The organism is Curtobacterium sp. MCBA15_001 (assembly GCF_001864835.1).
GTDB lineage: Bacteria > Actinomycetota > Actinomycetes > Actinomycetales > Microbacteriaceae > Curtobacterium.
Map to the genome: position 1 here is coordinate 227,239 of NZ_MJGI01000004.1, position 13,405 is coordinate 240,643.

Here is a 13,405-nt window from a genome sequence, read left to right on the forward strand (position 1 = left end):
CCGTCCGACGGTGCGTCCGTCAGGAGCGCGACGGGTCGCCGGCCTCGAGCACCTGCCGGAGCTCGGCGAAGCGTGGCAGGGCCCGCGCCAGGTCCTGCCGTGCCCGAGGGTCGAGCGTCTGCATCGCGGCGACGAGCACCTGTTCGGCGGCGGCGTCGTAGACCGCCAGGCGGTCGCGGGCCAGGTCGGTCAGCCCGACCTCGGTGCTGCGTCCGTCGCCCGCAGCGAGGCGCCGTTCGACCAGGCCGTCGCGCTGCATCGCCGCGACCAGGTTGCTGACGGTGGAGCGTGCGAGGCCCAGCGCGCGGCCGATCCGGGTCGGGCTGGACCAGCCGTCCTCGTCCAGGCGGCGGAGCACCTCGATCTGTGCGTCGGGGATCTCGGGGAGCGCCCCGGTCCGGCGCGCGGTCGTCAGGAGCGCGCGGCGGAACGGTCCGACCTCCGCGCTGAGCCGTCGCGCGACGAGCGCCAGGTCGAGGTCGCTCCGGTCGGTGTCCACATGCTCAGGGTATCGCCATGAAAAACGCTTGCAACAAACGCATTCCGAGAGCAAACTCGAAGCATGACCATCACCACGAGCGTTGCGCACCCCGTCCCCACCCAGGACCTCTCCGGCATCGTCGGACACCGGTTCATCTACACCTACGCCAACGGCTGGCAGTACGAGATGTACGTCAAGAACGCCACCACGATCGACTACCGGATCCACACCGGCATGGTCGGCGGCCGGTGGGTCAAGGACCAGCAGGTGGACCTCGTCATGCTGACGGCCGGCGTCTACAAGGTGTCGTGGAACGAGCCGACCGGCACCAGCGTCGTCGTGAACGTCGTCCCGGGAGAGCGCGTCCTGCACGGCACGATCTTCTTCCCGCACTGGGTGGAGGAGGACGGCAGCAAGACCGTGCTGTTCCAGAACGACCACCTCGACCAGATGCGCGCGTACCGTGACCAGGGTCCGACCTACCCGATCTACGTCGTCCCCGAGTTCGCCCACATCACCCTGTTCGAGCACGTCGGGCAGGACGACGACACGGTGATCGACACCGCACCGGCCGACCTGCCCGCGGGCTTCGCCGACCGGAGCAACTGACCATGCAGGACCTCCTCACGACGCCGTCGGTGCCGATCGCGCCGGTCACGCTCGACGACCGCGGCCACGTCCTGCGCGGCTGGGAGTACGGCACGGTGCGACCGGATGCCGCCGCGGTGCTGCTCGTGCACGGGTTCGGTGACTCGGACACCGGGGCGCGCCAGCTGTTCGTGCAGACCGCGCGCACCCTGGCCGGGCGGGGCGTCGGCGTGCGGTCGTACTCCCGGCTCGGACACGGGGCGAGCGACGGTGACTTCATCGACGTCACCATCGGGGACGAGGTCGCCCAGGTCACCGGCATGATCGAACGGCTCGCCGCCGACGCGGGCGGGCCGGTGCACGTCGTCGCCCACAGCCTGGGTGCCGTGGAGTCGGCGATGGCCGCCGCCGGGGTCCCCGACCTCGTCCGGTCCCTGACGCTGTGGTCGCCGGCCGGTGTCGTGGTGGACGACATCACCGTGCACGACGCGATCATGGGGCAGCCGATCGCCCCGGTCCGGCAGCGCGGGTGGTTCGACTTCGGCGGGACCGCGCTCGGGCCGGCGTTCATCGACGAGGTCCAGGCGGGCCTCGACCCGTACGGCGTCGCGGCCGGGTACCGCGGGCCCGCGATGGTCGTGCACGGCACGGCGGACGCGATCGTGCCGGTGGCGTACGGGCAGCGGTACGGGGAACTGCTGCCGGGGGCGACCTTCGTCCCGGTCGAGGGCGCCGACCACGGCTGGTCGTCCGTGCCGCTCCGCGCCGAGCTGCTCCGGCGCCTGGTGGCGTTCACCGGCGTCTGACGGGCGGCTGCTGGCCGGCACCCGGTGCGCGCCCTGCGCCGACGCGCCGGGCGCGCACCGGGCCTCCAGGCAGATCTGAACCATCCGGGCGGCTGTCTCGTCGTCAGGGTATGGGACTCTCCAAGCGCACCAAGATCGTCATCGGCATCGCCTCGGGCGTCGTCGTCATCGCCGCCGCGGCCGTCGTCGCCGGCCCGGTCATCTACGCGAACACCGTCAACAGCCAGGCCGAGGCCGCGCCGTCCATCAGCGCCACCGGCTCGGGCAAGCTCGACGCAGCGGATGCCGACGGCACCTGGACCAGCCAGGGCTCGTCGTACGCTGGCTACCGTGTGCACGAGGTCCTGCAGGGCAACGACGTGAACGTCGTCGGGCGGACGAAGGACGTCCAGGGCACCGCGACGGTCGCCGACGGCCAGCTCACGAAGGCCACGGTCGAGGTGCAGGTCGCGAAGATCGCCACCCCCGAGTCCGCCCGCGACGAGTACTTCCGCCAGAAGGCCCTCGAGACGGACAAGTTCCCGACGGCGACCTTCACGCTGACGAAGCCCGTCGACGTCGCGCAGGCCCTCGACGGCACGAAGCAGGACGTCACCCTCACCGGCACTATGGACATGCACGGCGTCGAACGCCCCGTCACCGCGGACGCGCAGGTCGCGGTCGGTGACGGCGGCACCGTGCAGGTCGTCGGCTCGGTGCCGGTCACGTTCGAGGACTACGGCGTGACGGCCCCCTCGCTCGGCTTCGTGACCGTGGACGGGAAGGGCTCCGTCGAGTTCTCCCTCGACCTCGGGAAGTGACCGTGACGAGCCGTTCCGCCGACGAGCTGCTGCAGGCGCTCTACCGGGAGCACGGTGACGCGCTCACCCGGTACGTGCGGCACCTCAAGCGGAGCGGCTCGGGCGTCGCTGCGGGGGACGGCGTCGAGGGGGTCGAGGACGTCGTGCAGGAGACGATGGTCCGCGCCTGGCAGCGGCCGAACGTCCTCGAGCGCGCACCCGACAGTGCGCGTGCGTGGCTGTTCACGGTGGCCCGCAACCTGGTCGTCGACCAGGCCCGCTCGGCCCGGAACCGCCGCGAGACCGGGACGGACCAGCCGGTCGAGCGCGCCGAGGCCGACCGCACCGACGCCGTGCTGGACCGGATCGTCGTCGCCGACGCACTGGCCTCGCTGACCCCGGACCACCGGCGCGTGGTCGTCGATGCCTACTGGCTCGGCCACACCGTGTCCGAGATCGCCCGGCGCCACGACGTCCCCGAGGGCACCGTCAAGTCCCGGCTGCACTACGGGCTGCGAGCCATCCGACTCGCGCTGCAGGAACGAGGAGTGACCCGATGACGGACGACCGCTTCGCGGAGTGGGACGCCGCGTACGTGCTCGGTTCGCTGGACTCCGACGAACGGCTGGAGTACGAGCGGCACCTGGAGACGTGCGACCGCTGTGCGGCCGCCGTCGCCGAGCTGGTCGGCCTGCCGGGGCTGCTCGGCAAGCTGTCGGCCGAGCAGGCCGTCGCGATCGCGGAACCGGACGGGAGGCCCGAGGCGCGTCCGGAGAGCACCCTCGCCGCCGTCGCGCACCGCGTCCGGCACCGGCGGCGCACCCGCCGGGTCTGGGTCGGTGTCACGGCTGGCCTGGCGGTCGTCGTGGCCGTGCTCGGTGGCCTCGCCGTCGGCACCGCCGGTGAGCGGAGCGCCTCGGTGCAGGCCGGCGCCTCGGGGGGGCCGTCCGCTGCTGCCTCGGCGGCGGCGGACCGGTACGCGATGGTCGGCGCGCAGGGACTCGACGTCGACCTGGCCGTCAGCGGCGAGCAGTGGGGCACCCGCTTCGACTGGGGCTGCTCGTACGGCGGCCGGACCTGGGCCGCGGACGGGTCGGTGATGTACGACCTGGTCGTGGTCCGGACGGACGGCAGCACGACGACGATCGCCTCGTGGACGGCCGCGGGTGCCGATGCCCGCGGGCTCTCCGCCTCGACCGACATCGCCCGGTCGGACATCGCGAGCGTCGAGGTGCGGCTCCGTGGGCACCAGGACGTGCTGGCGGGGGTCGATCTGTAGCGCGAGCGCCTGCGTCGGCGCACGCGCCGAGCGCCCGCGCCTGCGGCTGCACCTGGGTCTGCGGCGGCGCCTGGGTCAGCCGACGCGGTGCAGGTGCGCGACGATCGCGCGGTGGTCGCTGCCGCCGAGCGTCTGCACGTCGGTCCGCACGGCGCGCCACTGCTCCGTCGCCAACACGTGGTCGATCGCACCGCCGAGCCAGGTCGGTGCCGAGGTTGGCCAGGTCGCGGTGCTCGTCGTGCTCGCCGCCGCGTCACGGCACCCGGCAGGCGGGGCGAACAGGCCGTGGTCGACGGTCGCGTTGAAGTCCCCGGCCACCACGGCGTCCCCGCGGCACCCGGACAGTCCGGCCGGCACGTCGTGCCGCCAGCGGCCCATGTCGGCGGCGTTCGGGATCGGCGGGTTCGTGTGCACGGCGACGAAGCGCGGCCCGTCCCCGTCGACCGGGACCGCGGCGACCGACCCGAGCGTGGTCGCGGCCGCGCGCACCTGCCGGTAGCTCCCGAGCCGTTGGTCCACGAGCAGGGTCGTCGCCGAGCTCGCGGTGTCGCCGACCTGCACGCCGAACCGCTGGAAGTCGAGGCCCGCGCGGGACAGCGCCCGCTGCAATGCCGCGGCCCGGGCGGCGTCGGTCTCCGGCATCATCACGACCTGGATCCCGTTGCGCCGGACGAAGTCGACGAACGCGGTGTCGCCGACCAGCCCGTGCTCGGTGTTGAAGCCCGCGACGACCAGGTCCGACCGTGCGCTCGAGGGGCCCGGGGAGACCGAGCGGACCACGCCGATGCCGACCTGGGCGACGGCACAGACGACGAGCACGAGCGCGGGGACGACCACCCAGGCGACGCGCTGCCGCACCAGCCGCAGCACGACGGCGACGAGCAGCAGGGCGCCCGCGCCGACGGCCACGCCGATCGCGGTGACGCCACGCAGGGCCACGAGCTGCGCGGGCCCGATCAGCGTCGACACGCCGAACACCGCCGGGACGAGCAGGACGACCCCCGCGGCGGCGACGAGCCCGGCGAGTGTCCAGCGGAGGATGCGAGACGCCCGGCGCACCGTGCTCACGCCAGTCCGGCGGCCGCGGCGCGGAGCTCGGCCAGCGCGCTCAGGGCGTGCTGGGCGAGGCCGTCGTCCGCGTCCGCCTGGCCGCTCGACCACCGCTCGAAGCCCTGCTTGAACGCCAGGACGCCCATCTCGCTCGCCAGGCGTGCCGGCGCCTCGGCGACGCCGCGGGCGGCGAGCGCCTCGGCCATCGCCGCGGCCATCCCGACCTGCTTCAGGGCGTCGCGCTCCTGCAGTTCGGCGCTCGCGGCGACGGCCACACGCAGGCGGGGACCGAGTTCGCGGTTCGCCGGGCCCATCTCGGCCGACGCGAGTTCGAGGCCTGCGGCGACGGCGGCCAGCGGCGTGCTGTCGGCGGGTGCGGCGGTGATCCCCTCGGCGAGCAGACGGCTCAGGGTCTCCTGCCCGGCCACCAGGAGCTCGCGCTTGTCCGGGAAGTGCCGGAAGAACGTGCTCTTCGTCACGCCCGCGCGCTCGGCGATCTGCGTGACGGTCGTGTCGTCGTAGCCCTGGTCGGAGAACAGATCGACGGCGGCCAGCACGAGGCGTTCGCGTGCTCCGGACTCCCAGCGTGGCATGGGTCCAGCATACTGACGGGACAAGAGTCCCATCACGGGTGTACCGTGACGGGACAACAGTCGCATCACCCTCGAGGAGCACCCATGCACGTCTTCGTCACCGGCGGGACCGGGACCATCGGCACCGCCGTCGTCACCGAGCTCGTCACCGCCGGACACGCCGTCTCCGCCCTGGCCCGGTCCGACGTCTCGGCCGCCAGGCTCACCGCGTCAGGCGCGACCCCCGTCCCCGGATCGCTCTCGGACCTCGACGTCCTGCGCGCGGGGGCCGCCGCGGCCGACGGCGTGGTCAGTCTGGCCTTCGCCGACGACTACGACTCCGCCGAGGGACTGCAGGCCGCCATCCGGCAGGAGTCCGCCGCGATGGAGGCCCTCGGCTCGGCGCTGGTCGACACCGACCGCCCGTTCGTGGTGGTGTCCGGCACCCCGTGGATCGCCGGCCGTGCCGCGGTCGAGTCCGACCCGCTGCCGCTCGAGGGTCCGGTCGCCGGTCGGGCGCGGTCCGTGCTGGCCGCCCTGGCGCTCGCCGATCGTGGCGTCCGGGTGTCCGCGATCCGCCTGCCGCGCACGGTGCACGCCGACGGGGCCGGCGGTTTCGCGGGCATCCTCACCGAGACCGCCCGGCGCTCCGGGGTCGCCGGCCACCCGGGCGACGGCGAGCAGCGGTGGCCCGCGGTGCACGCGCGCGATGCCGCCGTGCTGTTCCGCCTGGCGCTCGAGTCGGCACCGGCGGGGTCGGTCTGGCACGCGGTCGACGACGAGGGCGACCGCGTCATCGACATCGTCCGGGTCATCGGCCGTCGGCTCGGGCTGCCGGTCGAGCGGGTCGCGGACGACACCTTCGGGCCGTTCGGGCCGATCTTCGCGATGGACCAGCCGGCGTCGAGCGCGCACACGCGCAGTGCGCTGGGCTGGACGCCCACGCACCCGCGCTTGCTGGCGGACCTGGAGGCGCTGCGGCCCTGACGGTCGCCGCCTGTCCGCTCGCACGGCGCGGCGGTGACCCCACGGCGGACCGGAGGCGCGGTGCGAGCTGGCACTGGGCCTCCCGTCCGCAGCGCGGTCACCAGCCGAGCGTGCCCGGCTCGCCCTTGAACGGCCCGACCACCTTCGCGGTGATCCAGCCGCCGTAGAAGTCGCCGGCCTGGGCGGCGACCCGTTCGCCGTCGACCTCGCACGCATCCATCTGGCTCGGGTACACCGCGACCCGACCGACCAGCTCGGCGTAGCCGGGTTCGGGGGTGGGGTAGTACCAGGCCGCGCGGGGCAGGGTGACGTCGCCGCCGTGCACGTCCTGGTACTTCGCGCGGCCCTTGAACTCGCACATGCTCGTGCCCTCGGCCGGGGTCAGCGCGCCGTCGACGAAGTCCTCCGTGGGCAGGTAGTACACCGGCGGGTGGCTCGTCTCGAGCACGCGGACCGCGTTGGTCGTGTCGGCGATGACCTCGCCGCCCAGACGGACGACGATCCGCTCGCCGGTGGGCTCGAGCCGGGGCGGACGCGGGTAGTCCCAGACGGACTCCTGCCCGGGGCCGGGGGTGACGGGAGCGGGGTGGCCGGGCCAGCGAGGTGTCATGCGACCGGTCTACGCGACCCGGTCGGGAACCACGTCAGAGCGCTCGGAGGAAGGCCAGCAGGTGCTCGTCGAACACGTCCGGCTGGTCCAGGTTCGTCGCGTGCCCGGCGTCCTCGATGACGACCGCGCGGCCGTGGGGGTTGTCCCCGACGGCGGCTGCCGCGTGCGAGCACGGCCAGAGCTGGCTGTCCCGCCCGGCGACCATCGCGAAGGGCACGTCCAGCCGCGCCACCACGTCCCGCCAGTCCTGCAGGCCGTGGTCGCGGAGCAGGCGGACGGTCTCCGGGGCGTTCGGCGTGCGGACTGCCGGGAAGCCGCCGATGCGCTCGACCAGCCGCCGGACGCCGGGCGCCGCCGGGTCCACCCGGGCGCCGCGACCCGTGTCGGGGATGCCGTCGTCGAAGAAGGTGCCGCTGTCCTCGGGCGTCATGCCGTAGAAGCCGTGTGACCACGCCGCGTCGTTGACCAGCTTCGGGGTCTGGTCGATCGTCAGCACGCCCGCGACCCGGCTCGTGCCGAACAGGTCCACCATCGCCCAGATCGTCGACGCTCCCATCGACTGCCCGACCAGCACGGCGTCCTCCAGCCGCAGGTGGAGGAGCAGCTCGTGCAGGTCGGCACCGTGTCGGGCGATGCGCTGCCCCCACAGCACGTCCGCACTCGCGCCGTGGCTCCGACGGTCGAACGCGACGACGCGGTGTCCCGCCGCCAGCAGGCTGTCCTCCTGCAGGGCCCAGCCCGTCGCCGGCATCGCGTACCCCGCGACGAGGACGACCGTGCGCCCGGGGGCGGCCGTGTGTGCGGGGGTCGTGTCGGTGTACGCCAGCCGTGCGCCGTCCGACGACGTGAACGTCGGCATCAGAACGCCTTGCCGGGGTTGAGCGTGCCAGCGGGGTCGAGGGCGTCCTTGACCGCGCGGTGCATCGCGACGACCCGCTCGCCGAGCTCCTCGCGCAGCCCGGGGAGCTTCAGCAGGCCGACCCCGTGCTCGCCCGTGACCGTCCCGCCGAGGTCCAGGCAGTCGGCGACGATCGCGTCGAAGGCCGCCTTCGCCCGGGCCTTCGCGGCGTCGTCACCCTCGGGCGCGATGATCAGCGGGTGCAGGTTGCCGTCCCCGGCGTGCGCGATGTTGGCGATCGTCACGGCGTTCGCGGCCGCGGTCGCCTGGATGCGGCGGAGCATCTCGGGGACGGCGCTACGCGGCACGCAGACGTCCTCGGTGAGCACCGGGCCGAGTCGTTCGAGCGCGGGGTAGGCCAGACGGCGGGCCTGGAACAGCCGGGCGATCTCGTTCGGGTCCGTCGCCCGTTCGACGTCCGTGCCGCCGGCGTCCGCGAACACCTGGGCGACGTGGTCCGCGATCGCGTCCCCGGCGGCGCCGCGTTCATCGACCCGGGCGAGCAGCAGCGTGTCGACGTCCGACGGCAGCCCGAGGTGCATCCAGTCGTCGACGGCGCGCAGGCAGGTACGGTCCACGATCTCGAGCGCGGCGGGCACGATCCCGGCGCGGGAGATCGCTGCGACCGCGTCCCCGGCGGCGGTCAGCGACGGGAAGTACCCGATCACGGCACGTTCGTCACGCCCGGCCAGGGGGAGGAGCTTGACGGTGACGCTCGTCACGATGCCGAGCGTCCCCTCGGACCCGACCATCAGCGCCGTCAGGTCGTACCCCGCGACGCCCTTCGCGGTGCGGCGGCCGAGCTCGACGACCGAACCGTCGGCCAGCACCACGGTCAGGCCGAGCACGTAGTCCCGCGTGACGCCGTACTTGACGCAGCAGATGCCGCCAGCGTTCGTGGCGACGTTGCCGCCGATCGTCGAGATCGCGGAGCTCGCTGGGTCCGGCGGGTACCAGAGCCCGTGCTCGGCGACCGCCGCGCGCAGGGCGTCGTTGACGACACCGGGCTGGGTGACGGCGTAGCGCTCGTCGGTGTTCACCTCGAGGACCTCGTCCATGCGCTCGAGCGAGAGCACGATCGAGTGCTCGACGGCGTTCGCACCACCCGACAGTCCGGTGCCGGCACCCCGCGGCACGACCCGGACCCCGGCAGCGGCGGCCCAGCGCACGGCGGCGACGACGTCGTCGGTGCTCTCCGCCAGCACGACCGCGAGGGGACGGTGGTGCTCGGCCCACTCGGCGTCGTCGTGGCGGTAGCGGTCCAGGGACTCCGGGTCGCGCAGGACCCGATCCGGTGCGAGCAGTCGGTCGAGGGCGGTGGTGTCGACGGGGTGCGTCAGGGTCATGGCGGTGCAGGTCCTCCCGGTGCGAGGCGGTGCGCGGCGGGGCGCGGCGGTGCGCGGCGGTGCGCGGCGGTGCGTGACGGTGCGCGGCGGTGCGTCCGGACGACCCTACGCCCGCCAGTCGCTCGATCGCACTGCCGTCGCCGTCAGGGTCGCGTCATGTCCTCGACGCTCCGCATCGCCGTCGCCAGGATCGTCAGCACCGGGTTCACCCCGCCGTTCGTCACGTGCACGGAGCCGTCCGTGACGCGCAGGTTGTCGTGCCCCCACACCCGGCCGTGGTCGTCGACGACGGAGTGCGACGGGTCCGAGCCCATGCGCAGGGTGCCGGCCTGGTGCTGCCCGCCGGACGGTCCGACGGGGGTACCGCCGACCTCGGCGACCCGGACCGCTCCGGCAGCGCGGAGCCATTCGGCGCTGCGGGCACTCGTCGCGTCGCGGGCGCGGAGGTCCTCGGCGTGCACACTGCCGCTGAGCCGGGCGACCGGGATGCCGTACCGGTCCACGACGTGCTCGTCGACCCGCACCCGGGAGTCCGCCGACGTGACCTCCTGGATCGGGCCCATCAGCCGCATGGTCCGCCGCACGAGGTGCCGCATGCCGTCCTTCGACGCTGCACCTGCACGGGGGAGCAGCCCAGCGGCCACCAGGTACCGGTACGTGTTCGAGGGCGTCGCCACGAACTCGTTCGCGAGCATGCCCCCGCCGACGATGCCGTCGGTGCCGTGCCGATGGTCGGTCGTCGCGATGGACGGTCCCGGTCCGACCAGGTCCTCGACCACGTCGTCGAACAGCCCCGTCGCTCCGCCGTAGACGTGTCCCTGCAGGTGGCGTCCGACCATGTCCGCGCGGTTGCCGATGCCCGTCGGCTCCTGGTCGCTCCGGCTGTTGAGCAGGAGCCGCGCGGACTCGATCGCCCCCGCGGCCACGACCACCTCGGCCGCGTCGACGTCCCGCGACCAGTCCCGTCCGTCTGCCGTGCCGACGAGGGTCACGCCGACGACGCGGCCGGCGCCGTCGGTGCGCAGTCGGGCCGCCCGTGTCCGGAGCACGACCTGCGCCCGGCCGGTGGCGAACGCCCGCGTCAGCATGGTGTTCTGCGACCCGTTCTTGGCGTCGACCGGGCACGCGAAGCCGACGCACTGGTTGCACCCGGCGCAGGCGCGGCGTCCGAGCCACGGCGTGCTGTTGATCAGCAGCGGCACGTGCACGGTGCCGAAGCCGAGCGTCGCAGCGGCCGCCGCCAGACGTTCTCGTGAAGGCCCGGCGGCCACGGGTGGCATCGGCAGCGGCCGGGACCGCGCTCCGGCCCACCGCCCGTCGTCGCTCCCGCCGCTCACCCCGACCTCCCACTCGGCCCGGGCGTAGTACGGCTCGAGGTCGTCGTACCCGATCGGCCAGTCCCGCAGCGCACTGCCGTCCGGGACCCCGTACGTCGACGCCATCCGCAGGTCGAGCGGCGCGAACCGCCACGCCTGCGCCCCGTACACCCGGGTCCCGCCCCCGGCGGTCGCGGCGTTGGCGTTCCAGCCCGGGTCGGACGGTCGGATCGTCAGCTGCGTGCGACCGTCGTCACGGACGCGGACGTCCCGGTCGTCGGTGGGGCCGGACCGGGGGAGCAGCCCCCAGTCGGACCGCGGGTTCCGCAGGTGGTCCTCGGCGAGCTCGCCGGTCGACGGCCAGTCGCCGGCCTCGACGACCAGGACGCGGCGTCCGGCCTCGGCGAGTCCGCAGGCCGCCACGCCCCCACCCGCGCCGGAGCCGATGACGACGGCGTCGTACCGGTCCTCCAGCGCCGCGGGGTGCACGGTGGTCGGGCGTGCGGTGTCGACGGGGACCGGGACGGGCCATCCGCCGATCGGCTCCGGGTGCCAGTCGACCATCCGCCACGAGGCCGCGTCCGCGTTGCCGCCGTTCGCCGGGTCCGCGTAGTGGCCGCCCGCGACGAGCTCGGCGAACCAGTCCCAGTGCGTGCTGGTCGTCCCGTGCTCGGCGACGTCGTCGAACCGGGCGCCCCACTCCGGCCGCTCGACCAGCAGCGACTGCAGGAACGCCATCGCGCCGGCCTGGCTGGCGGACGGGCGGTCGTCCGCCGGCACCACCGTGTCGACGAGGGCGACCAGTCGGTCGTCGAGTGTTCCCTGCACGCGTGGCTCCTTCGCCAGTCGGGATCGCCAGTCGGGATCGCCAGTCGGGGGTCGTCGGTCAGTCCAGGCAGAACTCGTTGCCCTCGACGTCCTGCATCACCAGACACGACTCGTCCTCGTCGTCCGCGGGCAGGAGTCGCACCCGGGTCGCGCCGAGTGCCTCCAGGCGAGCGCCCTCGGCCTCCAACGCCCGCAGCCGCTCGTCGCCGACGAGACCGGTGCCGACGCGGACGTCCAGGTGCACCCGGTTCTTGACGACCTTGCCCTCGGGGACCCGCTGGAAGAACAGCCGCGGTCCGATGCCGGCCGGGTCCGACGCGGCGCTGGCGGCCAGGTCCAGTTCGTAGCCGAGGACCGCCGCCCAGAACGTCGCGACCCGCGCCGGGTCCGCGCAGTCGAAGGTGACCTGGACCGTCCGCGCCGTCGCCATGTCGCCACCGTACCGGTGACCGTCGACGGACGGGAGGCTCCCCACCGGACCGGCACCGAGCCTCCCGTCCGCACCGGGGTGCGTTGCGTCGCACGGCCGGGCGGTGTAGATTTTTGAACGTGTTCGAAAACGGCGACCAGCAGCTCCCGAAGCGGGAGCGCACGCGCGCGACCATCCGCGCGGTGGCGATCCGTTCCCTGCGCGAGAAGGGCTACGACGCCACCACGATGCGCGGCATCGCGGACGAGGCCGGCTTGTCCGTCGGCAACGCCTACTACCACTTCCCGACGAAGGACCACCTGGTCCAGGAGCTCTACGTCGACGTGCAGCAGGAGCACCGCGCGGTCGCGCTCCCGCTCCTCGACACCACCGACGGCCTGACCGCCCGGGTCGGCATCGTCGTCCGCACCGGGCTGGCGAACCTGACCGGGTACCACGCGATCGCCCCGCAGTTCCTGTCGGCCGCGATGGCGCCGGACTCCCCGATCAACCCGCTGTCGGGGGAGTCCTCCGAAGCACGCGACCTCGTGCTCGACCTGTTCCGCCAGGCCGTCGCCGGCTCGCGGCAGAAGCTGCCCGCCGACCTGGCCGAGGACCTGCCGACCGCGCTGTGGACGGGGTACCTCCTCTTCGCGCTGTTCTGGACGTACGACACGTCCGAGGGGCAGCGCCGGACCGCCCGCCTGGTCGACGCCGTGCTCGGGGTTCTGCGGTTCGCGCTGCCGATGCTGCGCCTCCGCCCGTTCCGCTCGACGGTCACCGAGATCGCCGGCATCGTCGCCGGGCGTGCAGCATGAACCGCGCGCTGCCCGTCCCCACCTGGAGCTGGCGGGCGAGTGTGCGACTCGAAGTCCGTGCCCTCGGGTGGATGTTCGGCGCGACGCTGCCGGCGGCGACCGTCGTCGGCGTCCTCGTGGGGTCCGCCGTCCCCGACTTCGGGACCGACGACACTTGGGGCTCGACCGCGGTGGGTGCCGTCGGGTCAGCCGTGTACATGGACTTCTGGTCCCTCGTCCCGGCGGTGGTCGCGGCGGCCATCGCCCTGCCGTTCACGATGGTGCTCGGCATGCTGATGCGGCCGGTCCGCCGCCGCGGGCTGCACGTGCTCGGCACGGCGGTGCTCGCGGCGGCGCTCGCCGCGGTGCCTGCCGCCGTCTGGCCGCCGACGTGGCCGCTGTTCGCCGTGGTCGCCCCGGCCGCCGGGTCGGCCGGGGCGCTCGCCCGCATCGGGGGCTTCCGGCGTGCGGACCGTGCGGCGTCGGCGTCGGCGTCGGCGTCGCGGTCGGGACCGGCTGCCGCGGCCGCGCCGGACGCTCGCCTGTCGTCGTGAGAGCGACAGTGCGCGACCGTCGGCGGGCATCCGGTCCGCGAAAGCGACAGTTCGCGGCCGATGTCCGGCGGGGAACTGTCGCTTTCGCGACACAGACCGCGGGAC

Annotated in this window: 16 protein-coding genes; 8 read left to right on the forward strand and 8 right to left on the reverse strand. The window is 74.0% G+C overall.

Annotated features, from left to right (window positions below; translation table 11 throughout):
- Positions 1-19: 19 nt before the first annotated feature.
- The gene (locus BIU90_RS02475) at positions 20-499 is read right to left on the reverse strand and encodes a MarR family winged helix-turn-helix transcriptional regulator (RefSeq protein ID WP_083403623.1); all 480 of its coding nucleotides are present in this window, start codon (positions 497-499) and stop codon (positions 20-22) included.
- A gap of 63 nt (positions 500-562) precedes the next feature.
- Between BIU90_RS02475 and BIU90_RS02480 the strand changes: the two genes are divergently transcribed.
- The 5 genes from BIU90_RS02480 (at position 563) to BIU90_RS02500 (ending at position 3,933) form a co-directional block, all read left to right on the forward strand.
- Positions 563-1,090 (forward strand): phenolic acid decarboxylase, encoded by a 528-nt coding sequence (locus BIU90_RS02480; protein ID WP_071298639.1) that lies wholly within the window; start codon positions 563-565, stop codon positions 1,088-1,090.
- Positions 1,091-1,092: 2 nt separating this feature from the next.
- Positions 1,093-1,875: an alpha/beta hydrolase gene (locus tag BIU90_RS02485; RefSeq protein WP_071298640.1), complete on the forward strand. Its 783-nt coding sequence runs from the start codon at positions 1,093-1,095 to the stop codon at positions 1,873-1,875.
- 110 nt (positions 1,876-1,985) lie between these two features.
- Positions 1,986-2,675 carry a YceI family protein gene (locus BIU90_RS02490; protein WP_071298641.1) on the forward strand — a complete coding sequence of 230 codons (690 nt, stop codon included), beginning with the start codon at positions 1,986-1,988 and terminating at the stop codon, positions 2,673-2,675.
- On the forward strand, positions 2,672-3,214 hold the full coding sequence (locus BIU90_RS02495; protein ID WP_071298642.1) for a sigma-70 family RNA polymerase sigma factor: 543 nt from the start codon (positions 2,672-2,674) through the stop codon (positions 3,212-3,214). The genes BIU90_RS02490 and BIU90_RS02495 overlap by 4 nt, the downstream gene beginning before the upstream one ends.
- The gene (locus tag BIU90_RS02500) at positions 3,211-3,933 is read left to right on the forward strand and encodes an anti-sigma factor (RefSeq protein ID WP_071298643.1); all 723 of its coding nucleotides are present in this window, start codon (positions 3,211-3,213) and stop codon (positions 3,931-3,933) included. The genes BIU90_RS02495 and BIU90_RS02500 overlap by 4 nt, the downstream gene beginning before the upstream one ends.
- Positions 3,934-4,008: 75 nt before the next feature.
- On the opposite strand, the gene BIU90_RS02505 is transcribed toward BIU90_RS02500, so the two are convergent.
- Positions 4,009-5,001: an endonuclease/exonuclease/phosphatase family protein gene (locus BIU90_RS02505; protein WP_071298644.1), complete on the reverse strand. Its 993-nt coding sequence runs from the start codon at positions 4,999-5,001 to the stop codon at positions 4,009-4,011.
- Positions 4,998-5,576, reverse strand: a complete 579-nt coding sequence (locus BIU90_RS02510; RefSeq protein ID WP_071298645.1) for a TetR/AcrR family transcriptional regulator — start codon at positions 5,574-5,576, stop codon at positions 4,998-5,000. The genes BIU90_RS02505 and BIU90_RS02510 overlap by 4 nt, the downstream gene beginning before the upstream one ends.
- Before the next feature lie 84 nt (positions 5,577-5,660).
- On the opposite strand from BIU90_RS02510, the gene BIU90_RS02515 reads away from it, so the two are divergent.
- Positions 5,661-6,542 (forward strand): NAD-dependent epimerase/dehydratase family protein, encoded by an 882-nt coding sequence (locus BIU90_RS02515; RefSeq protein WP_071298646.1) that lies wholly within the window; start codon positions 5,661-5,663, stop codon positions 6,540-6,542.
- Positions 6,543-6,639: 97 nt separating this feature from the next.
- On the opposite strand, the gene BIU90_RS02520 is transcribed toward BIU90_RS02515, so the two are convergent.
- The 5 genes from BIU90_RS02520 to BIU90_RS02540 form a co-directional block, all read right to left on the reverse strand.
- On the reverse strand, positions 6,640-7,152 hold the full coding sequence (locus BIU90_RS02520; protein WP_071298647.1) for a DUF427 domain-containing protein: 513 nt from the start codon (positions 7,150-7,152) through the stop codon (positions 6,640-6,642).
- Between the two features lie 34 nt (positions 7,153-7,186).
- Positions 7,187-8,011, reverse strand: coding sequence for an alpha/beta fold hydrolase (locus BIU90_RS02525; protein WP_071298648.1), 825 nt, complete (start codon positions 8,009-8,011; stop codon positions 7,187-7,189).
- Complete coding sequence (locus BIU90_RS02530; RefSeq protein WP_071298649.1) at positions 8,011-9,396, reverse strand: FAD-binding oxidoreductase; 1,386 nt, start codon at positions 9,394-9,396, stop codon at positions 8,011-8,013. The genes BIU90_RS02525 and BIU90_RS02530 overlap by 1 nt, the downstream gene beginning before the upstream one ends.
- 143 nt (positions 9,397-9,539) lie before the next feature.
- On the reverse strand, positions 9,540-11,540 hold the full coding sequence (locus BIU90_RS02535) for a GMC oxidoreductase (protein WP_254786920.1): 2,001 nt from the start codon (positions 11,538-11,540) through the stop codon (positions 9,540-9,542).
- A gap of 58 nt (positions 11,541-11,598) precedes the next feature.
- Positions 11,599-11,970, reverse strand: coding sequence for a VOC family protein (locus tag BIU90_RS02540; protein ID WP_071298689.1), 372 nt, complete (start codon positions 11,968-11,970; stop codon positions 11,599-11,601).
- Positions 11,971-12,089: 119 nt separating this feature from the next.
- On the opposite strand from BIU90_RS02540, the gene BIU90_RS02545 reads away from it, so the two are divergent.
- Both BIU90_RS02545 and BIU90_RS02550 read left to right on the forward strand, forming a co-directional pair.
- Positions 12,090-12,767 (forward strand): TetR/AcrR family transcriptional regulator, encoded by a 678-nt coding sequence (locus tag BIU90_RS02545; RefSeq protein ID WP_071298650.1) that lies wholly within the window; start codon positions 12,090-12,092, stop codon positions 12,765-12,767.
- Entirely contained in the window at positions 12,764-13,300 is a 537-nt protein-coding gene (locus BIU90_RS02550; protein WP_071298651.1) for a hypothetical protein, read from the forward strand. The genes BIU90_RS02545 and BIU90_RS02550 overlap by 4 nt, the downstream gene beginning before the upstream one ends.
- The last annotated feature ends 105 nt before the right edge of the window (positions 13,301-13,405 follow it).

Bases quoted from the DNA above. Each gene is read 5' to 3' on its own strand.
- BIU90_RS02480 (WP_071298639.1), top strand. From the start codon at position 563: ATGACCATCACCACGAGCGTTGCGCACCCCGTCCCCACCCAGGACCTC.
- BIU90_RS02485 (WP_071298640.1), top strand. From the start codon at position 1,093: ATGCAGGACCTCCTCACGACGCCGTCGGTGCCGATCGCGCCGGTCACG.
- BIU90_RS02490 (WP_071298641.1), top strand. From the start codon at position 1,986: ATGGGACTCTCCAAGCGCACCAAGATCGTCATCGGCATCGCCTCGGGC.
- BIU90_RS02500 (WP_071298643.1), top strand. From the start codon at position 3,211: ATGACGGACGACCGCTTCGCGGAGTGGGACGCCGCGTACGTGCTCGGT.
- BIU90_RS02510 (WP_071298645.1), bottom strand. From the start codon at position 5,576: ATGCCACGCTGGGAGTCCGGAGCACGCGAACGCCTCGTGCTGGCCGCC.
- BIU90_RS02515 (WP_071298646.1), top strand. From the start codon at position 5,661: ATGCACGTCTTCGTCACCGGCGGGACCGGGACCATCGGCACCGCCGTC.
- BIU90_RS02520 (WP_071298647.1), bottom strand. From the start codon at position 7,152: ATGACACCTCGCTGGCCCGGCCACCCCGCTCCCGTCACCCCCGGCCCC.
- BIU90_RS02525 (WP_071298648.1), bottom strand. From the start codon at position 8,011: ATGCCGACGTTCACGTCGTCGGACGGCGCACGGCTGGCGTACACCGAC.
- BIU90_RS02530 (WP_071298649.1), bottom strand. From the start codon at position 9,396: ATGACCCTGACGCACCCCGTCGACACCACCGCCCTCGACCGACTGCTC.
- BIU90_RS02540 (WP_071298689.1), bottom strand. From the start codon at position 11,970: ATGGCGACGGCGCGGACGGTCCAGGTCACCTTCGACTGCGCGGACCCG.
- BIU90_RS02550 (WP_071298651.1), top strand. From the start codon at position 12,764: ATGAACCGCGCGCTGCCCGTCCCCACCTGGAGCTGGCGGGCGAGTGTG.